We start from the raw sequence: 25,317 nt of genomic DNA, 5'->3' as shown, positions 1-25,317 counted from the left end.
GGTGTGACTGTTCTGACTCGGTGGCATGTCGGGCCGTGGACCGCTCGGGGGACACTGCCGGGCATGCCACTCGAGCCAGGGCGGAAGCGCACCCCGGACGAGCTGAACTTCGACGTCGTCGGTCTCGCCCGCATCCTCGGCCGGCGGCTGTCCGGCCGCGAGGAGCTGCAGGTCAGGTTGTGGCAGAACGAGCTCCGACCGACCCACACCCGCCAGTGCGGTGTGCGCACTCTCGCGGACCCTTCGCTACTGCAGCAGACCGCTGCTGAGGCCCTGGCCTGGCTAGCGGAGCGCGCACCGGCCGGCTACGAGTTCGTCCGTACGGACGCCGTTGAGCTACGACCTCTCCTCGACCTGACCGCACCGGTCGTCGCTGTCGACGCTGTGATCCAGCTGGCCGACGCTCCGCTCCCGGCAGCCCGGCTCGCCGCCTCCCATGTGCGGCCAGGCTGGTACGCCGGAGATGCCGTCTGCAACTGGTCGGGTCCGCATGACACGGCGGCGGCAGCGGTGAGCGCCGTACAGGCTGCTCGGGGTGACCTGGTCTCGCAACTGCGCGCACTGGGTCGAGACGACCTCGCTGCGACCGCACCGCGCTGGCCGGACGTGCCGGTCAGCTAAAGCTGGCGACGAAGTAGCCGACCCCGTACGGCGCCGCGTCGTACAAGAGCTCACCCTGCAGCCGGCCCAGCGCTCCGGCCAGCACCTGCCAAGGCGCCCGCCCTGCCGCCTGGAGCTCAGCCGCGAGCTCCGGGTCAAGAGCAGCCAGTACGTCGGCATCTGCCGCAGCGAACGCGTTAGCCACCGTGCTGTCGAACGCCTCTGCCAGCGGATGCAGGTGCACCGGCGAATGCTCGCTCCGCCGCGGAGCCCCATCCCCCATCACCAGCAGCCCGATACGGTCGTTGCCCTGAGCAATCTCCTTGCCAAGCTGCACGCAGTCGGCCGGTGCGGCATCCACCGGTACGGCGCGGTAGCTCCGGGGCATGTGGACAGCCTTGGACTGTTCGAGGAGCCAGCCGCCGATTGCCAACGAGAGCGGCAGCACCGGTTCGCCGATGCCTAGGCGGACGGATGGAGCGCCGTACGGGCCGAAGGAGCCGCCAGCGGTCGAGCCATAGCTCGCGTCACCGGCTGCCGAGCCGATCACCAGCACCTGGTCGGCAGTTGCGAGCAGGTCGACAGCGGCGAGGCAGGCGGCGCGTAGCTCGTCCAGCTCCGCGGCAGCGCCGGAGGCGACTTCGGGGACCAGTAGAGGTGGGTGGGGGCAGACTGCGGCGGCCACAACGGGCATGTCAGGACTCCCGGAGGTAGCGGAAGAAGAGGTAGTCGTCGGCGCCAGCCACCGTCGTGGCCAGCTTTAGCTGACGGGCAGCAGTGGGAGCGCCGGCTGTGATGCGGCCGGAGCCTGGACCCGCCAAGACGGGCGCCAGGGACAGACAGAGTTCGTCGACGAGGTCAGCGGCGGTGAGTGCGCCCAGGAGGCTCGGACCGCCTTCGCAGAGGATCTGCGGCTGGCCGCGCTCGGCCAGCGTCTTGACCAGCGCGGGCAGCTCGACCTCGGTGCCGCCGAGGACGAGCACATCGGCGACCTTGGCGAGGGCCGCACGGCGGTCCGGCGGGGAGGCTTCATGCGTGATGACGAGTGGGCGCACGGCCGACTGGAAGATCGGGTTGTCGGGGCTGAGTTCGAGGCGACCGGAGACGACCGCGAGCGTGGGGTTCTCGGCGAGGCCTTGCGCCTGGCGCCAGGAACGGCTGGCGGCGGACAGCCTCAGAGGCGTGTAGCCCTCGTCGCGGATGGTGCCGGCACCGACCAGTACGACGTCGGCCAGCCGCCGGATCATGCTGAAGACCCGACTGTCGGAGTCACTCGACAGCGCCTTCGACTTGCCGTCGATCTCGACCGCACCGTCCAGGCTGCTGACGAAGTTGGCGCGCAGGTGCGGCACCGTGCGGTCGGCGACCTGGTAGACCTCGATCAGGTCGTCGTCCGTCAGCTCGTCCAATTGGCGCATCAGGCCAGGCTCCTTCGGGTTCCGGCGGGCTGGGCAGTGCCACGCAGTACGGCGATCAGGTCGAGCGCCTGGCGTGCAGCCGGTACGTCGTGTACCCGGAACACCCGAGCCCCAAGCCACGCCGAGATGCTCAGTGCGGCCAGTGTGCCGTTGCCGCGCTGACCAGGTGGGAGCTCCAGCGTCTCGCCGATGAAGTCCTTGTTGGACACGGCCACGAGCACCGGCCAGCCGGTTGCCGCCAGCTCATCCAGCCGGCGGGTCAGTTCGAGCGACTGCAGGGTGTTCTTGCCGAAGTCGTGGGTCGGATCGATGAGGATCCCGTCCCGCCGCACCCCGGCCGCGACTGCGCGCTCGGCGAGACCGGTCGTCGTACGGATGACGTCTTCGACCACGTCGTCGTACGCCATCCGGTGCGGGTCGGTGCGCGGGGAGAGTCCGCCGACGTGACTGCAGACGAGCCCGGCGCCGAACTCGGCGGCGGCGTAGACGAGGTCAGGGTCGGAACCGGACCAGGTGTCGTTCAGCAGGTCGGCACCGGCCTCGACCACGCGCCGGGCGACGCCGCTGCGGTAGGTGTCCACGCTGATCACCAGCGAGGGGTGCCGCTCTCGGATCCCGGCCACGAAGTCGACCGTCCGCCGTAGCTCCTCGTCCTCGCTGACCGGCTCGCCGTACCCGGCCTTCACGCCACCGATGTCGACCAGATCGGCACCGTCCGCGACCGCCTGATCGATCGCCGCGTATGCCGCATCGGCCGCGTAGGTCGCGCCCCGGTCGTAGAACGAGTCCGGAGTCCGGTTCACGATCGCCATCACGGCGAACTCGCCGACCCCGAAAGTGCGTTGGCCCAGGCGCAGCGCAGTCATGAGGCGACTGTATCCGGCGGACTTCCAGCACTGTCCAACCTCCCGCCGACGGGCCCCGCGAGGAGGCGCTGAGCGTGCAGGTGGCGGTGGGCGGCCCAGTTAGTCAGTGGTGGCGGTCCAAACCCCCTGCCGAAGCTGCCACATATCCTATAGGATTCGTCGAACAGACCGCCCTCCGCACCAGATCGGGTCACTCCATGGCACGTTTCACCGAGTTAGAGACGTATGACGTCCGCTTCCCCACGTCGCTGGACCTGGACGGCTCCGACGCGATGAACCCCGACCCGGACTACTCGGCGGCGTACCTGATCCTGCGCACCGATGCCGGCGACGGGCTCGAAGGGCACGGTTTCGCGTTCACGATCGGTCGTGGGAACGACGTGCAGACCGCCGCCATCCACGCGCTGCGCGACCACGTCGTCGGGCTCGACCTGGACGCGACGCTGAACGATCTCGGCGGCTTCTGGAAGTCGCTCGTGCACGACTCGCAGCTGCGCTGGCTGGGCCCGGAGAAGGGCGTCATGCACATGGCGATCGGCGCAGTCGTCAACGCAGTCTGGGATCTGGCGGCCAAACGCGCCGGTGTCCCGCTCTGGAAGTTGCTGTCCGATCTGACGCCTGAGCAGATCGTCGACCTGGTCGACTTCCGCTACCTGACCGATGCGCTCACTCCGGACGAGGCGCTCGAGATCCTGCGCAAGGGTCAGACCGGCCGCGGCGAGCGTGAGGCGCTGCTGCGGGAGAACGGCTACCCGGCGTACACGACGACGCCCGGCTGGCTCGGGTACGACGACGCCAAGCTGATCCGGCTGTGTCACGAGGCCGTCGCCGAGGGGTTCACGCAGATCAAGCTGAAGGTCGGCGCGAACCTCGACGACGACATCCGCCGGATGCGGCTGGCCCGCGAGGCCGTCGGCCCCGACATCCGGATCGCCATCGACGCCAACCAGCGCTGGGACGTCGCCGACGCCATCGAGTGGGTCAAGGCGCTGGCGCCGTACGACGTCTGGTGGATCGAGGAGCCGACCAGCCCCGACGACATCCTCGGCCACGCGACCATCGCGAAGGCGATTGCGCCGACCCGCGTCGCGACCGGCGAGCACGTGCAGAACCGCGTTGTGTTCAAGCAGATGCTGCAAGCCGGATCGCTATCCGTGCTCCAGCTCGACAGCGCCCGGGTCGCCGGAGTGAACGAGAACATCGCGATCCTGCTGCTGGCCGCGAAGTTCGGCGTACCGGTGTGTCCGCATGCAGGCGGGGTAGGACTGTGTGAGCTGGTCCAGCACCTGTCGATGTTCGACTACGTTGCGGTCAGCGGGACGGTCGAGGACCGGGTGATCGAGTTCGTCGACCACCTGCACGAGCACTTCCTGGACCCGGTCGTGATCCGGGCCGGGCACTACGTGGCACCGGTGAAGCCGGGCTTCGGCGCCGAGATGGACGCCGAGACGCTGACCGACTTCCGCTTCCCGGGTGGCAAGATCTGGAACGACCTCACTAAGGAGAACCAGTGACTAGCCCGCAAGACAACACTTTCACCGGCCTGCGAGCTGTGGTCACCGGCGGCGCGTCGGGCCTGGGCCTCGCGGCCGCCACCCTGCTGGCCGCTCGTGGCGCGCAGGTGGTCGTGTTCGACCTCAAACCCGACGTCGCCGAGCCGCTGACCGGCATCGCGGCCGATGTCACCGATGACGCCTCCGTGCGGTCCGCCATCGCCGCGGCCGCGCTGCAGCTCGGCGGGATCGACATCGTGGTGAACAACGCCGGGATCGGGGCCCAGGGCAACGTCGCGGCGAACGACGACGACGAGTGGCACCGCGTTCTCGACGTCAACGTGGTCGGGATCGCCCGCGTCACCCGCGCCGCTCTGCCGTATCTGCGCAAGTCGTCCGCGGCCGCGATCGTCAACACCTGCTCGATCGCTGCCACTGCCGGCCTGCCGAACCGCGCCGTGTACTCCGCCAGCAAGGGCGCCGTACTGGCCTTGACGATGGCGATGGCCGCTGACCACGTTCGCGAAGGCATCCGGGTCAACTGCGTGAACCCCGGTACGGCGGACACCCCGTGGGTCGGCCGTTTGCTCGACAGCGCCGCCGACCCGGAGGCGGAGCGCGCATCGCTTGAAGCCCGGCAGCCGATGGGTCGTCTGGTGTCGGCCGAGGAGGTCGCCCACGCCATCGCGTACCTGGCCAGCCCGCTGTCCGGCTCAACCACCGGTACGGCGCTTGCTGTCGACGGCGGAATGCAGGGTCTGCGACTCCCAGCGGCGCGGTCATGAGCGGTCTGAACATCTTCGGCGACCGTTTCAAGATCGGACTGGGCGGAGCGCCGCTGGCCGGTCTGCGGACAAAGGTCTCCGAGGATGATGCCCTCGCCACGGTGAATGCGGCCTGGGACGCGGGCTGGCGGTACTTCGACACCGCGCCGCACTACGGGCTCGGACTGGCCGAAGAGCGGCTTGGCCGGGGGCTCGCCGGGAAGCCGCGGGATGAGTACGTGCTGTCCTCGAAGGTCGGCCGGATCATCTACGAGGCCGACACCGAGGCACCGGACGACCAGGGCTTCGCGGTTACCACCAAGCGTCGCCGCCGCTGGGACTTCAGCCGGGACGGCGTCCTGCGCAGCATCGAGGACTCGCTGCGCAGGATCGGCACCGACCGCCTCGACATCGTCTTCGTGCACGACCCCGACGACCACGGCGACGAGGCCATCGCGACCGCGTTTCCGGCGCTGATCGAGCTGCGGGATCAGGGTGTGATCGGGGCGATCGGGTCCGGGATGAACCAGACCGCGATGCTCACCCGGTTCGTCACCGAGGTCGATGTCGACGTGATCATGCTGGCCGGCCGCTATTCGCTGATCGACCCCGCCGGGCTCGACGACATCCTGCCGGCGTGCCTGGCGAACGACGTACAGGTTGTTGCTGTGGGGGTCTTCAACTCCGGTCTGTTGTCGCAGCCGCGGCCGGCCGTGGACACGACCTTCAACTACGCGCCGGCCGATGCGGCGTTGATCGCGAAGGCCAACCAGCTGGCCGATGTGTGCGAGTCGCATGGCGTCACGCTGCCTGCGGCCGCTCTCGCCTTCCCGCGGTTCCACGAGGCTGTTGCCGGTATTGCGGTCGGCTGCCGAAACGCGGCGGAGGTCCAGACCAATGCGGCGCTGGATCAGGCCGAAATCCCTTCCGGCCTGTGGTCCGACCTGAAGTCGACCGGCTTGCTCCGCGCGGACGCACCGACCGCCTGACGACGAAGCGCCGTACGGATCCGTCCCAAGACCCCCGTACGGCGTCGCTTCGGCGTGGCGTGTCGCGGCCGCAATCGGACAGTTCTCCGTAGGGCGCACCACAGGGACCCGCCGTAGGGGGCCGGTGGACCGGAAAGATCCCCTAGGGTTTCGCAGCATGGAACTGAGTGTTGACGCAGACCTGGCCGCGCGGCGGATCGCAGTGATCCAGGAGCACATGGACACCGAGGTCACGCAGGAGTTCGATCTCACGCTGGCGACCTTCGACGGGCATCCGCTGTACGAGATCGTGCCGACCGGGCAGACCTTCGAGGGCGCCGAGCAGGTGATGGCGTACTACACGCTGACCCGGACCGCCTTCCCCGACCAGCGGCACGACAACGTGCGATTCCACGCGGCCGCCGACTCGGTGATCGTCGAGTTCGACCTGCTCGGGACGAACCTCGGCGAGTTCTACGGATTCCCGCCGACCGGCAAGGCCTACCGGGTGCCGGTGATCGCGGTGTTCTTCTTCACCGGCGACCGGATCACGCTGGAGCGCGTGTACTTCGACACGGCGTCGCTGGTGATGCAGATCGGCCGGCCCGAGTTGCTGACTGCGCCGCGTTGATGCGGGTCCACCACCTCAACTGCGGTTCGCTCCGGTTTCCGGGGGCGCCGCTGGTCTGTCATGTGCTGCTGATCGAGTCTTCAGATGGGTTGGTTCTGGTCGACACGGGGTTCGGGCTGGCTGATATCGCGGATCCGTCCCGGTTGGGGCCGGCTCGGCGGTTGGTGCGGCCGGTGCTTGATCCGGCCGAGACCGCGATTCGGCAGGTCGAGAAGTTGGGGTTCGCGGCGAGCGACGTACGGGATGTTGTGGTGACGCACTTCGATCTCGACCACATTGGTGGGCTGGCGGACTTCCCGTCGGCCGCAGTGCATGTGACGGCGACTGAGGCCCGCGCTGCGGTGCATTCGCCGTCGTGGCAGGAGCGGCAGCGGTATCAGTCGGCGCAGTGGGCGCATGGGCCTCGGTTGGTTGAACATCCGGTCGGCGGCGATACCTGGAACGGCTTCACCGGCGCGCACGAGATCCTGCCAGGCGTCGTACTCATCCCCTTGCCAGGCCACACTCGCGGCCACGCGGCCGTTGCCGTTGACAACGGCCGTTTGCTGCATGCCGGTGACTCGTTCTTCCATCGCGGAACGTTGGAGAGAAAGCCGATCCCATGGTCGCTGCGGCTCAACGAGCGAGCAGTCGCCTTCGACGCCGCGCGCGTCCGCTCCAACCACGCCCGCCTAGCCGAGCTCCACCAAGCAGGCTCCGGCACGACCGTTTTCTGTGCCCACGACCCGGTGCAGTTCGAGGCACTGGCCGAGGCGGACCGCTACCACTGACCAACCTCCCGAATGGGCCGGCCGCGCCGCCCGGCTGAGCGTGAACTCGGTTGGGCGGGCCGGGTTAGACAGCGGGGGCGGTCCGCTGTCAGCGGGTAAGGCGGTCGGGCCTTAGGTCCAGTCGTCTTAGCAGCTGGGCGTTGAGGGCGACGACGATGGTGGAGATCGACATCAGCAGGGCGCCGACGGCGGGTGAGACGAGGATACCTGCGAACGCCAGTACGCCGGCTGCCAGCGGGACGGTGATGACGTTGTAGCCGGTCGCCCAAACGAGGTTCTGCCACATCTTGCGGTAGCTGGCCCGGGACAGGTCGATCACCGACAGGACGGCTCTCGGGTCGTCGGCGGCGAGTACGACTCCGGCGGATTCGATCGCTACGTCGGTGCCGGCGCCGATCGCGATGCCGACCTCGGCACGTGCCAGGGCGGGGGCGTCGTTCACGCCGTCGCCGACCATGGCGACCTTCAGTCCGCGGGCCTGCAGTTCGCTGACCTTGGCGTCTTTGTCGCCCGGCAAGACCTCGGCGAAGACCTCGTCGATCCCCAGCTCGCTCGCCACCGCGTCGGCCACCTGGTGGGCGTCGCCGGTGATCATCGCCACCCGGACACCCCTTTGGTGCAAGGCATCCACGGCTTGTCGGGACTCCTCACGCACGGCATCCGCGAGGGCGATCGCACCGACGACCTGCCGGTCCTTCAGCACCTGCAGCACTGCCGCGCCCTGCGACTTCCACTCCGCGATGCGCGCCTCGAGCTCGGCCGGCTCAGCGACGCCGTACTCGCGCAGTAACGCCGGTCCACCGACAGCAACTTCGTTGCCATTGACAACAGCCTGTACGCCGCGCCCGGTGAGCGAGGTGAATCCGGTCGCCACGAGCTGTCCGCGGCTGGCGCTGTCCGCATGCGCGCGGACGATCGCCTTCGCCAGCGGGTGTTCACTGTCCGCCTCGACGGCTGCTGCGAGTGCGAGCAGTTCGTCTTCCGTTACACCGGCGGTCGGCGCGACGCCGAGTACGGCGGGCTCGCCCTTCGTCAGCGTGCCGGTCTTGTCGAACAGGACGACGTCGATGGTGCGCATCCGCTCCAGCGCCAGCCGGTCCTTCACCAGTACGCCGGCCTTCGCGGCCCGCTCGGTGGAGATCGCGATCACCAGCGGGATCGCGAGGCCGAGAGCGTGCGGGCAGGCGATCACGAGGACAGTGACGGTGCGGGTGACGGCCTGGTCGAGCTCGCCCAGCAGCGACCACACGATGAAGGTGATCACCCCGGCACCCGACGCGAAGTAGAAGAGGAACGCGGCGGCCCGATCGGCCAGTGCCTGCGCGCGGGACGACGACGCCTGCGCCTCCGCGACCAGCCGCTGGATCCCGGCCAGCGCAGTGTCGTCGCCGACCGCGGTGATCTCGACGCGAAGGGCGTTGTCGGTGGCAACAGTTCCGGCGACCACCGAGTCACCGACTGCCCGCGAAACCGGCCTCGACTCCCCGGTGATCATCGACTCGTCAACCTCGGCCTGCCCGTCGACAACCGTCCCGTCCGCGGGGACCCGGCCGCCCGACCGCACCAGTACGACGTCGCCCGCTGCGAGCATGTGGAGTGGCACTGGGGTGACCCCATCGGGCGTGACCTTCTCAGCCTCATCCGGTAGCAACGCGGCCAGCGCATCGAGCGCTCCGGAGGCGGCCCCGAGTGCTCGCATCTCCAGCCAGTGCCCGAGCAGCATGATCACGATCAGCAGCGCGAGCTCCCACCAGAAGTCAAGGTCGAAGCTACCGATCTTGAGGGTGGTGACCCATGACGCGACGAACGCGACCGTGATCGCCATCGAGATGAGGAGCATCATGCCCGGCCGCCGCGACCGCAGTTCGGCCCAACCACCGGTCAGGAACGGGCGTCCGCCGTACAGGAAGATCGCGGTGCCGAGAACCGGCGCGATCCAGCTCGCCCCCGGAAAGTCGGGCCGCGTATATCCCAGCAGGTCGGCGAACATCTCGCTGAAGAACACCACCGGCACCGACAGCCCCAAGCTGACCCAGAACCGGTCCTTGAACTGCGCCGCATGATCCCCGTGCCCACCATGCCCCGAGTGATCCATCGAATGCCCCGCGTGCTCATCCATACCTGCAACATACCCCCAAGGGGTATCGAAAGCCAACGTGACCCACAACGCAAAGCCCCCTGGCCAGCGGGCCAAGGGGCTTTGCGGTGAGACCGGCTACAGCGGGTCGATGGTTTCCAGGGACTCGGGGGTTTGCTCCAGCCAGCGGGTGATGCCGATGTCGCGGAGGAACGGCAGGTCGTGGCTGGCCACGACGAGGGCGCCTTGGTAGGAGGCGAGGGCGCCTTTCAGTTGGGCGACGCTGGCCAGGTCGAGGTTGTTGGTTGGTTCGTCGAGCATGAGGAGTTGGGGTGGGGGCTCGGCCAGGAGGAGTGCGGCGAGGGTCGCTCGGAAGCGTTCGCCGCCGGACAGGGTGCTTACCAACTGGTCTGCGGAGCGACCTCGGAAGAGGAAGCGGGCCAGGCGTGAACGCCGATCCTGGTTCTCGATGGCGGGCGCCAGGAGACCGACGTTGTCCACGATGGAGAGGTCGTCGCGAAGAAGGTCGAGTCGCTGAGGCAAATAGCGGAAGGGAACCAGCGGCAGCGAATCACTCGTGATCGATTGCAGCAGCGTTGTCTTGCCGGCACCGTTCGGCCCGGTCAGCGCGATTCGCTCCGGCCCGCGGATCTCCAGATCCACGAGCGCGCCCGTCCGCAGCGGGTGCTCTTCGAGGCGCAGTACGACGCGCCCAGCCGGTACTGCGGTCTTCGGCAGGTCGACTCGGATTGTCTCGTCGTCGTGGACCTTCGCCTCCGCATCGGTCAGTGCATCCTGCGCCGATTCCAGCCGGTCGGAGTGCATACCGACATGCTTGGCCGCCGACACCTGAGCATTGCGTTTCAGATTGCCGGCAACGATCTTCGGGATACCGCCCTTCTCGAACGCACGCTGACCCCGCGCTTGACGCTGGTCGGACTTCATCCGGGCCTCGATCAGGTCCTTCTTCTGTTTGCGCAGATCCGACTCGGCCGCGCGCACCATCCGCTCGGCCGCCTCCTGCTCGATCGCGACAGCCTCCTCGTACGCCGACAGGTTGCCGCCGTACCAGGTGATTCCGCCCTTGCGCAGGTCGCCGATCTGGTCGACCCGGTCGAGCAATTCGCGGTCGTGGCTCACGATCAGCAGCGCACCACGGAACTGGTCGACGGCGTCGTACAGGTGTTGTCGCGCTCGTAGGTCAAGGTTGTTGGTCGGTTCGTCGAGCAGCAGTACGTCGGGGCGTCGGAGCAGCTCAGCGGCTAGGCCGAGCAGGATCGTTTCGCCGCCGGACAGTTCGCCGACCGACCGGTCCAGGCCGATCGAACCGAGCCCGAGCTTGCCGAGCAATGCCTCGGCGCGCTCGTCGGCATCCCACTCGTCGCCGACGATGGCGAAGTTCTCCTCCGATGCATCGCCGGACTCGATCGCCGTGATGGCACGGCGGATCGCATCGATGCCGAGCGCCTGGTCGACGCGCAGCGACGTGTCCAGCGTGAGGTCTTGCGGCAGGTAGCCAAGCTCGCCCTGCACCCGGACCGTGCCGCGCTGCGGCTTGAGCCGGCCGGCGATCAGCCGGAGCAGGGTGGACTTGCCGGTGCCGTTGCGTCCGACCAGGCCGGAGCGAACCGGTCCCGCGACGAAGCTGAGCCCGTCGAACAGCACGTCGCCGTCGGGCCAGGCGAAAAAGAGGTCAGTACACGACAGGGAATGACTCATCAGGTGCTCCAAGAGAGATCTTCAAGGAGACCGCACAGATCCCGGGAACCGGGCAGCGGTCATCAACTAGTTGAAGGAAGATCTCAGTTGCGCAACCTGCACCCCTGTCGTCGGGAATGTGACTTCACCACTGTACGACGCGCTACCGGCCCGAGCCAGTTGTTTTCAGGGGGCCTGTCGCAGCCAGGTCTCGACGCCGGCGACATGCACGGTCATCCAGGCGCGGGCGGCTTCGGCGTCGCCGGACTGGATGGCGTCCAGGATCGCGGTGTGCTCGGCGAGCGTCCGCTCGACCGCGCCGGCCTGGGTGACGCCGCGCCAGATGCGGGCTCGCTGGGTCGCACCGGAGATGCCGTCGAGCAGCGAGCAGACGACCTGGTTGCCGGTCGCCTCGGCGATGCCACGGTGGAAGCGCAGGTCGTTCGCGACCAGCTCCTCGACGCCCGCATCCGTCGGCAAGTCGGCACACAGCTGCCGCAGAGCCGACAGTTGGTCAGCCCCGATCCGCGCTGCCGCCAGCGCGGCCACGCCGGGCTCCAGGAGGCGCCGTACCTCGAAGAACTGGAGGATCGAGTCGTCGCGGTGCAGGTCGACCATGAAATTCAGGGCGTCCAGCAGATGCGCACTGTCCAGGCTGGTCACATACGTGCCGTCGCCGTGCCGCACGTCGAGCACGTTCACCAGCGTCAGCGCCTTGACCGCCTCGCGCAGCGAGTTCCTCGACAACCCCAGCCGCGCGGCCAGATCCGCCTCTTTCGGCAACCGGTCACCCGGCCCGAGCTCCCCCGAGGTGATCATCCCTTTGATCTTGACGATCGCCTCGTCCGTCAATGCCATTGCGTCAGTATGCCGCCCAAGCGCTCAGCCCGTCCCAGCGATCCGGGCCAGCAGGGCGCCCCGGGTCGCCGAACCGGTCTTGGCGAGCACCGCTTTCACGTGATCGTCAACGGTGTGCCGGGACAGCACCAGTCGCTCGGCCAGACCGCGTGAGTCGATCCCAGTGGCCAGCTCGGTGAGCACCTCCCGCTCCCGCGGGCTCAGACCGTGCGCCAGCCCGAACACCTCAAGCCGCTCCGCCGGAGTCGAGTCCTCGATGCTCACGACGATGTCGGACTCACCAGAGGCCCGAGCTGCGCGCAGTGTGATCCAGCGCCCGGAGCCGAGGTGCACCCGGGACCACGCCGGCCCCACGGGCATCCCTTGCTCAGCCGCGATCAGTGCGGCCGCCAGGTTGTACGCCGCCGCCGGGATTACCTCCTCCGATGGATTCAGCTGTTCGAGCGCCTCCACAGCTGCCGGCGTCCGGATCCGGACCCTCAGATCAGCATCCAGTACGACGATCGCCGGGCCGCCCGGCGTTTCCTGCGGAGCGGCCGTGAAGGTTCGCGCTTGCGCCCGTCGCAGGCCGGTGGTCAGTACGGCCGCCAGTGCGCCCAGCTGGTTCTGCTCTGCCCGAGTGAACGGCGTGGAGCGCCACAGGTCCAGCCACGCCCAGCAGCCGAACCGGTCCCAGCACGCGACAGTCAGGATGTGCGCCGACCGGCCCCGGAACGAATTGACCGCCGTACCGGCGGCTCGCAGGTCAGTCCACCGCGTCCCGTGCTCCAGGTAGCGCCACCGCACCAGCCCGGGCAGCTCCGGCCACGCCAACCCCGGTACGGCGGCCAGTGGCGCCGTACCGACGCAGGTCACCGGGTCGGTCAGCACCCAGACGTATCCGTCGAACGGCACCACCGGGCGCACCGCGGTCAGGACCTGCTCCCGCAGCGCTTTCGCATCGAGCGCGCCGGAACACAGCCGCTCCACCCGGTCCAGCACGTCCCGAGCGTAGATCCCCAACTTGGGGGATGGGAACGCATGACGCAGACGCGCACGCTCAACCCATGATCACTCTGCACATCGAGAACACCATCGACGACTACGCCACCTGGAAGGCCGCCTTCGACCGCTACGAGCGGGCCCGGCGCGACCACAACGTCCTGGCGCACCGGATCACCCGGCCGGCCGACGACACCACCACCAAGGTCTTCATCGACCTGGATTTCGCGACCCGGACCGACGCCGCCGCCTTCGGCCGGCTCCTGGAGAAGATCTGGCAAACCCCGCTGTCGCACGCTGCTTCGGCCGCGCACGCCGTACCGGAGCTTCGCGAGGTCCTGGAGGAGCAGCGTCACTAAGGCAGCGTCATTAAGGCAGCGTCACTAAGACCAGGAGGGGGGAACTGGACTGATCCGGAGGGTGAGCTTCACCACATCTTCACAATTGTTCACACTTCACCCACGGCAGCGCGGCAGTTGCATACAGTGGCCATCCACGCTCAGTGACGTCACCCGAAGTGACCGTCCAGGCGGCCGGAATCCCCCCTGTACAACGCGTCCGGCAGTTGACCACACGTTCACCTCAGCCGTCCAGAGACACCGCGGCGACCACCGCGCTGAAACACCTGTCAGCGCGGTGTTTCAGCCATCCGGCGATGGCAGCCGCGACTCCTGACCACTCGGCACACTGGTCCGGTGATCCCGGGCTGTGGAACTTACCGCCGTGCGATTAGCCTTGCCTCGGGAACCAACCCATAACTGCACGAGTCATAACGCGCGGTATATCTGACCCGAGATCGGAAGAGGCGAACTGCCCAGTGGCCACCGAGCCATCAGACTCAAATCCCCTTGCAGCCTTCGGTGCGAACGAATGGCTGGTCGACGAGCTGTACGAGAAGTACTTGCAGGACCCGAAGTCGGTGGATCCCGCGTGGCTTGAATTCTTCAAGACGTACACGCCTGAGGCAGACGCGAAGCCGGTGACGACCGCCCCGGCCGACGCGCCCCGACCCGATGCCGTGTCGGACAACAAGACTCCAGAGGCTCCGAGCCGCGGCAGTGCGCCGACCGTGCCCGCCTCGAACCAGCCTGCTGTGGCCGCTTCTCAGGCCTCTGCGCCGGCCGATCAGCCCGCCAAGCAGCCCGTGCCGGCAGCGGCCGCGCCGGCCGCCCCCACCGGAGGAACGGTGAACCAGCCGCAGAAGGCGCCGATCAAGCCTGCGCCCGCCACCATCGCCGACACCGAGCGGAAGATCCTCCGTGGTGCGCCGGCCCGGACCGCGCAGAACATGGAGACCAGCCTCACGGTCCCCACTGCGACCAGCGTCCGCCAGGTGCCGGTCAAGCTGCTGATCGACAACCGCATCGTCATCAACAACCACCTCAAGCGCGCCCGTGGCGGCAAGATCTCGTTCACCCACCTGATCGGGTGGGCGCTGGTGAAGGCCCTGAAGACGCTGCCCGAGATGAACGCGTCGTACGACGAGACCGAGGGCAAGCCGACGCATGTCCAGCCGGCCCACATCAACCTGGGTCTGGCCATCGACATGTCGAAGCCGGACGGCACCCGGCAGCTGCTGGTGCCTTCCATCAAGGCGACCGAGGACATGACGTTCGCGGACTTCTGGATGGCCTACGAGGACATCGTCCGGCGGGCCCGCGACAACAAGCTCGCGCTGCCGGACTTCCAGGGCACCACGATCAGCCTGACCAACCCGGGCACCATCGGTACGCAGCACTCGGTGCCGCGGCTGATGACCGGCCAGGGCTGCATCATCGGCGTCGGCGCGATGGAGTACCCGACCGAGTACCAGGGTGCGGCCGAGGAGACGATGGCCAAGCTCGCGGTGAGCAAGGTCATGACGCTCACCTCGACGTACGACCACCGGATCATCCAGGGCGCCCAGTCGGGTGAGTTCCTGCGCCGGATCCACCAGCTGCTGCTCGGCCAGGAGGGTTTCTACGACGAGATCTTCCAGAGCCTGCGGATCCCGTACGAGCCGATCCGCTGGGCCACGGACCTCCCGCACAGCCACGAAGAGGACATCAACAAGCAGGCCCGGATCCTCGAGCTGATCCACGCCTTCCGGGTGCGCGGCCACATCATGGCCGACACCGACCCGCTGGAGTACAAGCAGCGCAGTCACCCCGACCTCGACGTCGCGACCCACGGCCTGACGCTGTGGGACCTGGACCGCGAGTTCGCGACCGGCTCCTTCGGTGGCGACCGCCGGTTCATGAAGCTGCGCGAGATCCTCGGCATCCTGCGCGACTCGTACTGCCGGACCACCGGTATCGAGTACATGCACATCCAGGACCCCGAGCAGCGCAAGTGGCTGCAGACCCGGGTCGAGCGGCCGCACACCAAGCCGCCGCGCGAGGAGCAGCTCCGGATCCTGGCCAAGCTGAACGAGGCCGAGGCGTTCGAGACCTTCCTGCAGACCAAGTACGTCGGCCAGAAGCGCTTCTCGCTCGAGGGTGGCGAGACCACCATCCCGCTGCTCGACGAGCTCTGCGAGGAGGCGGCCGGCGCCGGTCTGGACGAGGTCGTCATCGGTATGGCGCACCGTGGCCGCCTGAACGTGCTGGCCAACATCGTCGGCAAGTCCTACGGGCAGATCTTCCGTGAGTTCGACGGCAACATCGACCCGCGGACCGTGCAGGGCTCCGGCGACGTCAAGTACCACCTGGGCGCGGAGGGCGAGTTCGTCTCCGAGTTCGGCGACAAGATCAAGGTGTCGGTCGCGGCCAACCCGTCGCACCTGGAGACCGTCGACCCGGTCCTCGAGGGCATCGTCCGGGCCAAGCAGGACATCCTGGACCGCGGCGCAGCCTTCCCGGTGCTGCCGATCCTGGTCCACGGTGACGCGGCCTTCGCCGGTCAGGGCGTGGTGGCCGAGACGCTGAACCTGTCCCAGCTGCGCGGCTACCGCACCGGTGGCACCGTGCACGTGATCGTCAACAACCAGGTCGGTTTCACCACCTCGCCGGCCTCGTCGCGCTCGTCGATGTACTGCACCGACGTCGCGCGGATGGTCCAGGCACCGATCTTCCACGTGAACGGCGACGACCCCGAGGCGTGTGTCCGGGTCGCCGACCTGGCCTTCGAGTACCGCCAGGCGTTCAACAAGGACGTCGTCATCGACCTGGTCTGCTACCGCCGCCGCGGTCACAACGAGGGTGACGACCCGTCGTTCACCCAGCCGCTGATGTACGACCTGATCGAGCAGAAGCGCTCGGTCCGCAAGCTCTACACCGAGGCCCTGATCGGCCGTGGCGACATCACGGTCGAAGAGGCCGAGCAGGCGATGCGGGACTTCCAGCAGCGCCTCGAGCGGGTCTTCACCGAGGTTCGCGAGGCGAAGAGCCAGCCGGACACCCCGGCGCCGTACATCACCGTCCCGGACTACCCGGACAAGCCGCAGGGTCCGGACGCGACCGCGACCACGCCCGAGGTGCTGAAGAAGATCGCCGACGCGTACACCACGCTGCCGGAGGGCTTCACCGTGCACCCGAAGGTGCTGCCGCAGCTGCAGCGCCGGGCCGCCGCGATCACCCAGGGCCCGATCGACTGGGCCTCGGCGGAGATGACGGCGCTCGGTTCGCTGCTGCTCGCCGGTCGTCCGGTCCGGCTCGCCGGCCAGGACAGCCGCCGCGGCACGTTCGTCCAGCGGTTCGCCGCGATCATCGACCGGGTCAACGGGCAGGACTACGTCCCGCTGCAGAACCTGGACGAGAACCAGGCGAACTTCTACGTCTACGACTCGCTGCTCAGCGAGTACGCCGCCCTCGGCTTCGAGTACGGCTACTCGGTGGCCCGGCCGGACGCGCTCACCCTGTGGGAGGCGCAGTTCGGTGACTTCGTGAACGGCGCCCAGTCGATCATCGACGAGTACATCTCGGCCGGTGAGGCGAAGTGGGGCCAGAAGTCGGGCGTCGTGCTGCTGCTGCCGCACGGCTACGAGGGCCAGGGCCCGGACCACTCGTCCGCGCGGATCGAGCGGTTCCTGGCGCTCTGCGCCGAGGACGCGATGACCGTGGCCCAGCCGTCGACACCGGCGTCGTACTTCCACCTCCTGCGCCGGCACACGCTGGGCGAGGAGCACAACCCGATGATCGTCTTCACGCCGAAGCAGCTGCTGCGGCGCAAGGAGGCGGTGTCGCAGCCGGAGGAGCTCACCCACGGCACCTTCCGGCCGGTCCTCAACGACGAGGAGGCCGAGGCGACCACCGCAACGGTCGAGCGCGTCATCCTGGCGTCGGGCCGGATCAGCTACGACCTGCTCGCCGAGCGCAAGAAGGTCGAGCCGGACAAGATCAGTACGGCGATCATCCGGGTCGAGCAGCTCTACCCGCTGCCCGCCGCCGAGATCGCCGCCGAGATCGCGAAGTACCCGAACGTCACTGAGATCCGCTGGGTCCAGGACGAGCCGGCGAACCAGGGCCCGTGGCCGTTCATGGCGCTGAACCTGACCGAGCACCTCGGCGGCAAGCCGTTCTACCGGGTCTCCCGGCCGGCGATGTCGGCGACCTCGGTCGGTTCGATGGGTGCGCACCAGGCGGAGCAGCAGACGCTGCTGAAGCAGGCCTTCAGCTGACGTGTACTTCACCGACCGAGGGATCGAGGAACTCGAGGGCCGGCGAGGCGAGGAAGACGTCTCGCTGGCCTGGGTGGCCGAACGGCTGCGGGAGTTCGTCGATCTGAACCCAGAGTTCGAGACCCCGATCGAGCGCTTCGCCACCTGGCTGGCGCGCCTGGACGACGAAGACGACTAGTTTTCTGTCGGAGCCCGTTGCTAGCTTGACCGAATGCCCTTCGCCACGCACCCGGTACGCCGGATCGCCGCCGCGGAGGGCGTTTGTGTCTCCGGGTCCTGGCCGCACACCATCCCCGCCGTCCGGCAGTTGCTCACCGACGGCCTGGACCTCGATCCCGGTGTGACGTTCCTCGTCGGCGAGAACGGTGCAGGCAAGTCCACCCTGGTCGAGGCGATCGCCGTCGCGTTCGGCATGTCCCCCGAGGGCGGCTCCACCGGCGCTCGCCTGACCACTCGGGCGACCGAGTCACCGCTGTCCGACGAGCTGCGGCTCACGCGCGGCGTCGGCGGCAAACGCGCGGGCTTCTTCCTGCGCGCCGAGACCATGCACGGCTTCTACACCTACCTGGAAAAGAACCCGAGCCCGTATCGCGAGGACCCGCGCTTCCACGAGATGAGCCACGGCGAAAGCTTCCTCACGCTGATCGAGGACCGCTTCACCCGGCACGGCTTCTACTGCCTCGACGAACCCGAGTCGGCGCTCTCGTTCTCCAGCAGCCTCGCGGTCGTCGGCGTTCTCGACCAGCTGGCCAAGGCCGGCTCGCAGGTCCTCTGCGCGACCCACTCCCCCGTCATCGCTGCCCTGCCCGGCGCGACGATTCTGGAGGTCGGTGAGTGGGGCATCCGCCGTACGGCGTGGGCAGACCTCCAGCTCGTCCAGAACTGGAAGGCGTACCTGGAAGCGCCCGAGCGCTACCTGCGGCACGTCCTTTAGCAGGTGCAGAGCCTCTAGTCGGTGTGCGGAGGCCTCGTACGACGCGGTGGGTCGGGCGCGAGTGAGCCGTCCGGGGCGATGTGCTCGAAGATCTGGTCGACCAGGTTGAGCACGTGCGGGTCGTCGACGGTGTAGATGTGCCGGCGGCCTTCGCGGCGGGCGGTGATGACACCGGCCAGGCGGAGTTTGCCGAGGTGCTGGCTGGCGGTGGCGATACTGACGCCGACGCGGTCAGCCAGGGTGCCGACGTCGTACTCGCCTTGGGCCGCCAGGGCCACGAGATGCAGCCGCACCGGGGCGGACAGCATCGCGAAGGTGCCGGCGGCGGATTCCAGCTGCGCCTTCGTGGGTTCGGGATACGTCGTCATCGCGCAGTCATTGTGACCGCTGAACGGGCCGCACAGTAGGCCGCCGGGCCGAGGTGAGGACGGTCTCACACTTTCGCAATTGCGAAAGTATCAAAACGGTGGCACGCTGGAGGCATGGTCAGAGCGCTTCGCCCAGTGCTGATGCTGCTGCTCGTGGCGGTTCCCGCCGTCACGCTGCGGCTGGCCGGCATCCACCCGCCGGCCCTCGTCTCGATCCTGATTTTCGGCGTCGCGGTCGTGGCTGCGTCGTTCGTGCTGGCCTGGGCGGCCGAGGCTGCGGAGATGGATATCTCCGGTGGTCTGGCGATCGCCCTGCTCGCCGTGATCGCCGTTCTCCCGGAGTACGCGGTGGATCTCTACTTCGCGCACACCGCCGGCTCCAACCCCGACTACGTGCAGTACGCGGCCGCCAACATGACCGGGTCGAACCGGTTACTCCTCGGCCTCGGCTGGTCGAGCGTCGTGCTGGTCAGCCTGTACGTCGCCTCCCGGCGCAGCCGTCGTACGGTGAAGGAGCTCGTCCTCGAGTCGGGCTACCGTCGCGAGCTCGGTTTCCTCGCCATCGCCGGTGTGGTCGCGTTCGTGATCCCGGTGACCGGCGAGATCCACCTGATTCTCGGGATCGCGCTGCTCGCGTTCTTCGCCTTCTACCTGTATCGCGCTGCCCTCTCCGGCCACGACGAGGAGCCGGAGCTGATCGGCCCGGCCGCTCGGATCGGCGGCCTGCCGACCAGGTCGCGGCGGATCGTGGTGATCGGGATGTTCGCGGTCTCGGCCGCGGTGATCCTCGCGTCGGCCGAGCCGTTCGCCGACTCGCTCGTCCAGGGCGGTCGCACGCTCGGGATCGACCAGTTCCTGCTCGTCCAGTGGCTGGCGCCGCTGGCGTCCGAGGCGCCGGAGTTCATCATCGCGATCCTGTTCGCCTGGCGCGGCAAGGGCGCCGCGGCGCTCGGCCTGCTGATCTCGGCCAAGGTGAACCAGTGGACCCTGCTGATCGGCAGCCTCCCGATCGCCTACGGCCTCGGCGGCGGCCCGTCCGCCCTGCACCTCGACGGCCGGCAGATCGAAGAGTTCCTGCTCACCGCCACGCAGACCCTGCTCGGTATCGCGATTCTCCTCAGCCTGCGCTTCCCCCGCTGGGCGGCCTGGACCCTACTCGGCCTGTTCGCGATCCAATTCGCCGTACCGGGCCAAACTGGCCGCTACATCCTGAGCGCCATCTACCTGGTCCTGGCCGTCATCGCGGCCATCCAAAACCGCCACCACCTGGCCGCCACCCTGCGAGCCCCCTTCCGCAAACCCGCCGTACCGGCCGAGCCCCAGCGCGAGCTAGTCGACGCCTAACCGCCCATTTCGTGGGCCAGCCCATCCCGTACCGGCCAAGTCCCGCCGTCATTTCGTGGGCCAGCCCATCCCGTTGCGGGTGGGCTAACCGCATGCGGTGGGCTGACCCACACTCCCGTGGGTCAGCCCACCAAATGGGGACGAACGCGGCTCAACCAGCCGGGGCGATTCACCGGCGGATCGGCTCGGGTGGCATTTCGTGGGCCAGCCCATCCCGTTGCGGGTGGGCTAACCGCATGCGGTGGGCCCTCCCACAACCAGGTGGGTCAGCCCACCAAATGGGGCACGTCTGCACCCACCGAACGGGGGGCGGGGGCGGGGTTAGCTGGCTTGCTGTTCTTCGACGGTGACGATGCGGTTGCGGCGTTCTTGGGGGCCGGGGCGGCCGCGGCGGCGGCCGGAGAGGAACTTCTCGCCGGCGGCGGTGCCGGTGAACTTGGTCCGGCGGGCCCACTCGCGGCACTCCTCGAGCACCGGGCAGGAGGTCAGGCAGATCGCCTGCGCCTTGCGCTGCTCCCACTGGCTGGCGCTCTCGTCGTACGACGGGGCCTGGCCGACGCACGCAGCCCGGCTCATCCAGTTGTCGGCTGGGTCGACGATCACCGTCAAAAGCGGCCTCATGGGCACTCCTGCTTCCTCATCGATCGGGCGGATCGAAACCGTTTGGGGTTTCCAAGCGGTAGGAACAGCGTGCGTCACGTGCGTTGCCTCGGTGCGACGCGAATGTTTCCGGCAGGAAACGTCACGTCCGGACGAGGCGGATCTCCCACAGATCGAAGAACTCGTCGTGCAGCCGCTTACCGTCCGCCACGAAGCCGTGCCGGTCGTAGAACCCGAGCGCCCGCTGGTTGTCCTCGAACACCCACAGGTACGCCGGGTCCTTGCCCACGGCAACCTCCAGCAGGCGCCGGCCCAGCCCGGTTCCCCACCAGGCGGCCCGGGCGTAGATCATCTCCAGCTCCACCGGCGCCGGGTCGTCCTCGTCACGGCCGCTGCCGGCTCCGGCGATCCCGATGACCCGGTCGGCGACCGGCGCCGCCGGATCGGGGTTGATCGCGAGCCAGCGCGTCCGACCGGCCCGTACGGCGTCCGCCCAGCGCTCGATGCGCTGCTCCACATTGGCGGTTCGCCGGGCCAGCAGGTCGGCCGGCGCCAGACCGTCGTACGCCTCGTGCCAGCACTGGATGTGGCACCAGGCGGCGGCTTCGGCGTCCTCGACTGTCGCTGGGCGGATCTCCGGAGTCATGTCAGACAGTGAAGACGATCTTTCCGAACACGTCACCTGCATTCAGCTTCGCGAACCCCTCGCGCGCCGAGGCCAGTGGCAGCACGGTGTCGATGTGCGGCGAGATCCCCGCGTTCGCCATGAACTGCACCACCTGGGCCAGCTCGGCCCGGGTGCCCATCGTCGAGCCCTGCACCCGCAACTGCAGGAAGAAGATCCGGTTGAGCTCCGCCGACTTCGGCGCCTGACCGCTCGTCGCGCCCGAGATCACCAGCGTGCCGCCCTGCTTGAGCGACTTCATCGAATGCGACCAGGTGGCCTGTCCGACCGTCTCCATGACCGCGTCCACCCGCTCCGGCAACCGCGCCCCGGGCTCGAACACTTCATGCGCCCCGATCTCCAGCGCCTTCGCCCGCTTCCCCTCGTCCCGGCTGGTCGCCCAGACGCGAATCCCGGCCGCCCGCGCCAGCGTGATCAGTGAGCTCGCTACCCCGCCGCCAGCGCCCTGCACCAGCACGGTGTCGCCCGGCTTCAGCGGGGACTGCGTGAACAACATCCGGTACGCCGTCAGCCAAGCCGTCGGCAGGCACGCCGCCTGCTCGAAGCTCAACCCAGCAGGTTTCGGTACGACGTTCCGCACCGGTACCGAGATTTTCTCGGCCAGCGTCCCGTCGTACACCTCGCTGAGCAGCGACCGCTTCGGGTCCATCGTCTCGTCGCCCCGCCACTCCGGATCCGAGATCACCCCGTGCACGACCACCTCGTTGCCGTCCGGATCGACCCCGGCGGCATCGCACCCGAGGATCATCGGCAGGTTCGCCTCAGCCAGGCCGATGCCTTTCAGCGACCACAGGTCGTGGTGGTTCAGCGCCGACGCCTTCACGTCGATCGTCACCCACCCGTCCCGCGCCGCCGGCTCCGGCCGCTCCCCCACCTCGAGAGCGCCGACCGGATCCTCCGCATCGAACCGTGCAGCGTAAGCAGCAAGCATGCGAACCACAGTAGGCCGCTGTTGATCAATCAGTCAGTAGGACAGATCTCACGAATACACCTCGAAGGACCACAGCGAGTAGCCCCACTGGGTGGCGCGGGCGGTCCCGAGCATGCGGACATACCGGCCGGAGCCAGCCAGACCAGTGAGATCGTCCAGACCACCATCGGCCGCCGAGTTCGAGTACAGGCTGGTCCAGTTGGTCCCGTCGTTCGACACCTGGACCTGGTACGCACGGGCATAGCTCAGCTCCCAGGCCAGCCGCACCCGGTTGACCGGCTGCACCGAGCCGAGGTCCACCTGCAGCCAGCCGGTGTCGTCGTACCCGCTGGACCACCGGGTCGCCCCGTCGCCATCCGTCGCGAAGCGGCCCTCCCACGTCGTGGTGGGCTCGACGGAGGACGCGGTGGTCGGCTTGCCGAGCGCGAGGTCAGTACCGCCGTACACCTCGAACTCCCACAGCGAATAGCCCCACTGATTGGCCCGCGCGATGCCCTGCATGCGCACGTACCGGCCGGCGCCGGTCAGGCCGGTGAGGTCGTCGATCCCGCCGTCACTCGAGCTGGTCGCGTAGATCTTCCGCCAGGTGGTCCCGTCGTTCGAGAGCTGGATCTCGTACGCCTTGCCGTAGGCGGGGTCCCAACTCAGCCGTACGCCGCTCACCGAGCGCACCGACCCGAGATCGACCTGGATCCACTGGTTGTCGCTCAGCCCGCTGGCCCACCGGCTGGTCGGATCACTGTCGACCGCATACGGCCCAACCAGGTCCGGTGTCTCCACACTCGACACCGTCACCGGCCGACCCGCAGCGAGGTTTCCAACCTGACGCGGCGCCCACTGCGGGTTCCGGCCGACCGCACCGATCACTGAGCGGAACTGCTCCCAGGTCGGCACCAGCTTGGGCGAGCCCCAGAGCTGCTGCGACAGCACGCGCAGCGGCTGCTTGATCCCGGCCGCGACCTGGTCCTCAGTCTCGGTGTTGGGGAAGTCGCACCACACATGCAGGTTGGAACCGCGGTTGCGGGTCGGGTCGCTGATGCGCTGGCCGCCCTGGAACCAGTCCGGGTCCCAGGTCTCGTACGTCCAGGTCAGGTCCGGCCGGCCGTGGCCAAGGATGTAGTACGTCGGGTCCCAGCTCTGGTTGGACAGTGCGTGCCCGTTCGTCACGTGCTGCTGTGCGGTGAGACCGTGGTTCATCCAGAACTCCAGCGCGATGTCGGGCGAGACGGTGACCGCGCCTCCGCCGCCCACGCCGTCGCTCCAGGCCCGGGTGGTCTTACCGGCCGCACGGACGATCTGGTTGGCCCAGTTGAGGAAACCGAGGTAGCTGTCCTTCGCGTTCGCAGAGGCGCCGTACCGGGCTCTGGCGTACTGGAGCAGTTGCGGGAAGTCCTGGGTGTTCTGGACGTACTCGTCGCCGCCGATGTGCCAGTACGGACCGGGGAACAGCGGGAGGTATTCGTCCAGCAGGTCCTTCATGAACGCGTAGACCTCAGGCTTCGACACATCCACGATGCCGCCACCGCTCGGCTGACCCGGGGCGCGCAGCTCCAGCTCCGGGTGCGCGTTGATGACCGGGCGCAGGTGCCCAGGCATGTCGATCTCGGGGACCACGGTGATGTGGTACCGGCCGGCGAGCGCAATCAGGTCAGCGAGCTGGCGCTTCGTCAGGTGCTCGGCCGACACGACCTCGGGGTGCCGGGTGCTCTCGATCCGGAAGCCGAGATCGTCCGTGAGGTGCAGGTGCAGGGTGTTCATCTTGAGGTAGGCGAGATCCTGGATCTGCCGGGCGAAGAAGTCCGGAGTGAAGTACTTCCGGCCGGCGTCCACCATGAGACCGCGCTCGGGCTTGGTCGGCCAGTCCTTCGCGCTCCCCCGCGGCAGGTCGGCCTTCTGCTTGAGCAGTTGGAGGACTGTCCGGGTCCCGTAGAAGACACCCGCATCGGCAGGTGCACTGATCTGCACCCGGTCGGTGATCGCCAGGTTGTACCCCTCGGCACCCACCTGGCTAACGGCCAGGTCCAGGTACACGTCCCCTGCCTGCAGCTCACTCGCCTGTCCGACGACCTGCTCGACCGCCTGTCCGGTCAGCGCCCGCAGGTCGTCCGCGAACACCGCACTGGTCGTGGCCAGCGCCGCCGCGTCACCCGCGTCCCGCACGATCCGACCAGTGAGGCGGGCAGTCCCCTCCCCACCGGTCCACTCCCGCAACGCCGGAATCACCATCGGAGCTGGATTCGCGGCTTGAGCGGCCGCAGCTCCCGCGACCGCTTGCGTTGGAACGGGCGCCGCCATACAGGCGACAACGAGTAAGCCGAACAGGATGCGCTCAGGGCGGGTGAACATGACAACTCCCTCGGGTCGGCCTCATTCGAGCACCGCTCCGAGGGAGCAACAACACATTCAGGCTGGGTCTAACAGCCCCGCACCCAAGGTAGGTCGCCGCACCTTTGAGCGCGAAGCGCATCTTTGGGTATCTACCAACCGTTCTGGCGGCGCGGAAACGGTTGGTGGGTACTCAAAGTTGGGGTCGGCCCACAAAGTCGCGGCTGGTGTCCAAAGGTGGGTCGCCGCACCCTTGGGCGCAGGGCGCATCTTTGGGCGCGGGGCGCATCTTTGGGCGCGGGGCGCATCTTTGGGCGCGGGGCGCATCTTTGGGTATCCACCAACCGTTCTGGCGGCGCGGAAACGGTTGGTGGGTGCTCAAAGTTGGGGTCGGCGCACAAGGGTGGGG

Annotated in this window: 23 protein-coding genes; 11 read left to right on the top strand and 12 right to left on the bottom strand. The window is 68.2% G+C overall.

Annotated elements, in window-relative coordinates:
- Nucleotides 1-3: 3 nt before the first annotated feature.
- The gene (locus E1263_RS10570; protein WP_132167045.1) at nt 4-621 is read left to right on the top strand and encodes a hypothetical protein; all 618 of its coding nucleotides are present in this window, start codon (nt 4-6) and stop codon (nt 619-621) included.
- Here the strand turns inward: E1263_RS10570 and E1263_RS10565 are convergent.
- The 3 genes from E1263_RS10565 to folP are packed head-to-tail and all read right to left on the bottom strand — an operon-like array spanning nt 614 to nt 2,884.
- Entirely contained in the window at nt 614-1,294 is a 681-nt protein-coding gene (locus E1263_RS10565; RefSeq protein ID WP_132167044.1) for a class III extradiol dioxygenase subunit B-like domain-containing protein, read from the bottom strand. The genes E1263_RS10570 and E1263_RS10565 overlap by 8 nt on opposite strands.
- 1 nt (nt 1,295) lies before the next feature.
- The gene (locus E1263_RS10560) at nt 1,296-2,018 is read right to left on the bottom strand and encodes a pyrimidine reductase family protein (protein WP_132167043.1); all 723 of its coding nucleotides are present in this window, start codon (nt 2,016-2,018) and stop codon (nt 1,296-1,298) included.
- Entirely contained in the window at nt 2,018-2,884 is an 867-nt protein-coding gene (folP, locus tag E1263_RS10555) for a dihydropteroate synthase (RefSeq protein ID WP_132167042.1), read from the bottom strand. Before folP ends, E1263_RS10560 begins: the two co-directional genes overlap by 1 nt.
- Nucleotides 2,885-3,081: 197 nt before the next feature.
- Here folP and E1263_RS10550 point away from each other — a divergent pair, with 197 nt between their 5' ends.
- From E1263_RS10550 to E1263_RS10530, 5 genes are all read left to right on the top strand, one after another.
- Nucleotides 3,082-4,398 carry an L-fuconate dehydratase gene (locus E1263_RS10550; RefSeq protein WP_132167041.1) on the top strand — a complete coding sequence of 439 codons (1,317 nt, stop codon included), beginning with the start codon at nt 3,082-3,084 and terminating at the stop codon, nt 4,396-4,398.
- Nucleotides 4,395-5,162 carry an SDR family NAD(P)-dependent oxidoreductase gene (locus E1263_RS10545; RefSeq protein ID WP_132167040.1) on the top strand — a complete coding sequence of 256 codons (768 nt, stop codon included), beginning with the start codon at nt 4,395-4,397 and terminating at the stop codon, nt 5,160-5,162. Before E1263_RS10550 ends, E1263_RS10545 begins: the two co-directional genes overlap by 4 nt.
- Nucleotides 5,159-6,130 carry an aldo/keto reductase gene (locus E1263_RS10540; protein ID WP_132167039.1) on the top strand — a complete coding sequence of 324 codons (972 nt, stop codon included), beginning with the start codon at nt 5,159-5,161 and terminating at the stop codon, nt 6,128-6,130. Before E1263_RS10545 ends, E1263_RS10540 begins: the two co-directional genes overlap by 4 nt.
- A 157-nt stretch (nt 6,131-6,287) precedes the next feature.
- Nucleotides 6,288-6,740 (top strand): ester cyclase, encoded by a 453-nt coding sequence (locus E1263_RS10535; RefSeq protein ID WP_132167038.1) that lies wholly within the window; start codon nt 6,288-6,290, stop codon nt 6,738-6,740.
- On the top strand, nt 6,740-7,510 hold the full coding sequence (locus tag E1263_RS10530) for an MBL fold metallo-hydrolase (RefSeq protein ID WP_132167037.1): 771 nt from the start codon (nt 6,740-6,742) through the stop codon (nt 7,508-7,510). Before E1263_RS10535 ends, E1263_RS10530 begins: the two co-directional genes overlap by 1 nt.
- An 88-nt stretch (nt 7,511-7,598) precedes the next feature.
- Here E1263_RS10530 and E1263_RS10525 read toward each other — a convergent pair whose 3' ends face one another.
- From E1263_RS10525 to E1263_RS10510, 4 genes are all read right to left on the bottom strand, one after another.
- Complete coding sequence (locus tag E1263_RS10525; protein ID WP_132167036.1) at nt 7,599-9,629, bottom strand: copper-translocating P-type ATPase; 2,031 nt, start codon at nt 9,627-9,629, stop codon at nt 7,599-7,601.
- A 96-nt stretch (nt 9,630-9,725) separates the two neighbouring features.
- A complete protein-coding gene (locus tag E1263_RS10520) occupies nt 9,726-11,306 on the bottom strand; it encodes an ABC-F family ATP-binding cassette domain-containing protein (protein ID WP_132167035.1) in 1,581 nt (526 codons plus the stop codon).
- 165 nt (nt 11,307-11,471) lie between these two features.
- The gene (locus E1263_RS10515) at nt 11,472-12,143 is read right to left on the bottom strand and encodes a FadR/GntR family transcriptional regulator (RefSeq protein ID WP_132167034.1); all 672 of its coding nucleotides are present in this window, start codon (nt 12,141-12,143) and stop codon (nt 11,472-11,474) included.
- A gap of 24 nt (nt 12,144-12,167) precedes the next feature.
- A complete protein-coding gene (locus E1263_RS10510; RefSeq protein ID WP_202868816.1) occupies nt 12,168-13,124 on the bottom strand; it encodes a helix-turn-helix transcriptional regulator in 957 nt (318 codons plus the stop codon).
- A 65-nt stretch (nt 13,125-13,189) separates the two neighbouring features.
- Between E1263_RS10510 and E1263_RS10505 the strand changes: the two genes are divergently transcribed.
- The 4 genes from E1263_RS10505 to E1263_RS10495 all read left to right on the top strand — a co-directional run bounded on the left by E1263_RS10505 (nt 13,190) and on the right by E1263_RS10495 (nt 18,655).
- On the top strand, nt 13,190-13,483 hold the full coding sequence (locus E1263_RS10505; RefSeq protein ID WP_132167033.1) for a hypothetical protein: 294 nt from the start codon (nt 13,190-13,192) through the stop codon (nt 13,481-13,483).
- Between the two features lie 458 nt (nt 13,484-13,941).
- On the top strand, nt 13,942-17,721 hold the full coding sequence (locus E1263_RS10500; protein WP_202868815.1) for a multifunctional oxoglutarate decarboxylase/oxoglutarate dehydrogenase thiamine pyrophosphate-binding subunit/dihydrolipoyllysine-residue succinyltransferase subunit: 3,780 nt from the start codon (nt 13,942-13,944) through the stop codon (nt 17,719-17,721).
- Nucleotide 17,722: 1 nt separating this feature from the next.
- Nucleotides 17,723-17,899 carry a DUF6104 family protein gene (locus E1263_RS42655; protein WP_012922754.1) on the top strand — a complete coding sequence of 59 codons (177 nt, stop codon included), beginning with the start codon at nt 17,723-17,725 and terminating at the stop codon, nt 17,897-17,899.
- 33 nt (nt 17,900-17,932) lie between these two features.
- Nucleotides 17,933-18,655: an AAA family ATPase gene (locus E1263_RS10495; protein WP_132167031.1), complete on the top strand. Its 723-nt coding sequence runs from the start codon at nt 17,933-17,935 to the stop codon at nt 18,653-18,655.
- A gap of 14 nt (nt 18,656-18,669) precedes the next feature.
- Here the strand turns inward: E1263_RS10495 and E1263_RS10490 are convergent, their stop codons facing one another.
- Nucleotides 18,670-19,023: an ArsR/SmtB family transcription factor gene (locus E1263_RS10490; RefSeq protein ID WP_132167030.1), complete on the bottom strand. Its 354-nt coding sequence runs from the start codon at nt 19,021-19,023 to the stop codon at nt 18,670-18,672.
- A gap of 114 nt (nt 19,024-19,137) precedes the next feature.
- On the opposite strand from E1263_RS10490, the gene E1263_RS10485 reads away from it, so the two are divergent.
- Nucleotides 19,138-20,367, top strand: a complete 1,230-nt coding sequence (locus E1263_RS10485; RefSeq protein ID WP_132167029.1) for a sodium:proton exchanger — start codon at nt 19,138-19,140, stop codon at nt 20,365-20,367.
- A gap of 321 nt (nt 20,368-20,688) precedes the next feature.
- Here E1263_RS10485 and E1263_RS10480 read toward each other — a convergent pair whose 3' ends face one another.
- The 4 genes from E1263_RS10480 to E1263_RS10465 all read right to left on the bottom strand — a co-directional run bounded on the left by E1263_RS10480 (nt 20,689) and on the right by E1263_RS10465 (nt 24,929).
- The gene (locus tag E1263_RS10480; protein WP_132167028.1) at nt 20,689-20,988 is read right to left on the bottom strand and encodes a WhiB family transcriptional regulator; all 300 of its coding nucleotides are present in this window, start codon (nt 20,986-20,988) and stop codon (nt 20,689-20,691) included.
- A gap of 121 nt (nt 20,989-21,109) precedes the next feature.
- The gene (locus tag E1263_RS10475; protein WP_132167027.1) at nt 21,110-21,613 is read right to left on the bottom strand and encodes a GNAT family N-acetyltransferase; all 504 of its coding nucleotides are present in this window, start codon (nt 21,611-21,613) and stop codon (nt 21,110-21,112) included.
- A 1-nt stretch (nt 21,614) separates the two neighbouring features.
- On the bottom strand, nt 21,615-22,583 hold the full coding sequence (locus E1263_RS10470) for a zinc-binding dehydrogenase (RefSeq protein WP_132167026.1): 969 nt from the start codon (nt 22,581-22,583) through the stop codon (nt 21,615-21,617).
- A 48-nt stretch (nt 22,584-22,631) separates the two neighbouring features.
- On the bottom strand, nt 22,632-24,929 hold the full coding sequence (locus tag E1263_RS10465; RefSeq protein ID WP_202868814.1) for a family 20 glycosylhydrolase: 2,298 nt from the start codon (nt 24,927-24,929) through the stop codon (nt 22,632-22,634).
- Nucleotides 24,930-25,317: the final 388 nt, after the last annotated feature.

The organism is Kribbella antibiotica (assembly GCF_004349055.1).
Taxonomy (GTDB): Bacteria; Actinomycetota; Actinomycetes; order Propionibacteriales; family Kribbellaceae; genus Kribbella; species Kribbella antibiotica.
This window is presented reverse-complemented; position numbering and strand designations above follow the sequence as displayed.

What these genes read in the sequence shown, in the direction of transcription:
- E1263_RS10470 (WP_132167026.1), bottom strand. Translation starts at nt 22,583, where the DNA reads ATGCTTGCTGCTTACGCTGCACGGTTCGATGCGGAGGATCCGGTCGGC.
- E1263_RS10505 (WP_132167033.1), top strand. Translation starts at nt 13,190, where the DNA reads ATGATCACTCTGCACATCGAGAACACCATCGACGACTACGCCACCTGG.
- E1263_RS10550 (WP_132167041.1), top strand. Translation starts at nt 3,082, where the DNA reads ATGGCACGTTTCACCGAGTTAGAGACGTATGACGTCCGCTTCCCCACG.
- E1263_RS10525 (WP_132167036.1), bottom strand. Translation starts at nt 9,629, where the DNA reads ATGGATGAGCACGCGGGGCATTCGATGGATCACTCGGGGCATGGTGGG.
- E1263_RS10485 (WP_132167029.1), top strand. Translation starts at nt 19,138, where the DNA reads ATGGTCAGAGCGCTTCGCCCAGTGCTGATGCTGCTGCTCGTGGCGGTT.
- E1263_RS10515 (WP_132167034.1), bottom strand. Translation starts at nt 12,143, where the DNA reads ATGGCATTGACGGACGAGGCGATCGTCAAGATCAAAGGGATGATCACC.
- E1263_RS10490 (WP_132167030.1), bottom strand. Translation starts at nt 19,023, where the DNA reads ATGACGACGTATCCCGAACCCACGAAGGCGCAGCTGGAATCCGCCGCC.
- E1263_RS10480 (WP_132167028.1), bottom strand. Translation starts at nt 20,988, where the DNA reads ATGAGGCCGCTTTTGACGGTGATCGTCGACCCAGCCGACAACTGGATG.
- E1263_RS10535 (WP_132167038.1), top strand. Translation starts at nt 6,288, where the DNA reads ATGGAACTGAGTGTTGACGCAGACCTGGCCGCGCGGCGGATCGCAGTG.
- E1263_RS10530 (WP_132167037.1), top strand. Translation starts at nt 6,740, where the DNA reads ATGCGGGTCCACCACCTCAACTGCGGTTCGCTCCGGTTTCCGGGGGCG.
- E1263_RS10495 (WP_132167031.1), top strand. Translation starts at nt 17,933, where the DNA reads ATGCCCTTCGCCACGCACCCGGTACGCCGGATCGCCGCCGCGGAGGGC.
- folP (WP_132167042.1), bottom strand. Translation starts at nt 2,884, where the DNA reads ATGACTGCGCTGCGCCTGGGCCAACGCACTTTCGGGGTCGGCGAGTTC.
- E1263_RS10540 (WP_132167039.1), top strand. Translation starts at nt 5,159, where the DNA reads ATGAGCGGTCTGAACATCTTCGGCGACCGTTTCAAGATCGGACTGGGC.
- E1263_RS10565 (WP_132167044.1), bottom strand. Translation starts at nt 1,294, where the DNA reads ATGCCCGTTGTGGCCGCCGCAGTCTGCCCCCACCCACCTCTACTGGTC.
- E1263_RS10520 (WP_132167035.1), bottom strand. Translation starts at nt 11,306, where the DNA reads ATGAGTCATTCCCTGTCGTGTACTGACCTCTTTTTCGCCTGGCCCGAC.
- E1263_RS10475 (WP_132167027.1), bottom strand. Translation starts at nt 21,613, where the DNA reads ATGACTCCGGAGATCCGCCCAGCGACAGTCGAGGACGCCGAAGCCGCC.
- E1263_RS10465 (WP_202868814.1), bottom strand. Translation starts at nt 24,929, where the DNA reads ATGTTCACCCGCCCTGAGCGCATCCTGTTCGGCTTACTCGTTGTCGCC.
- E1263_RS10560 (WP_132167043.1), bottom strand. Translation starts at nt 2,018, where the DNA reads ATGCGCCAATTGGACGAGCTGACGGACGACGACCTGATCGAGGTCTAC.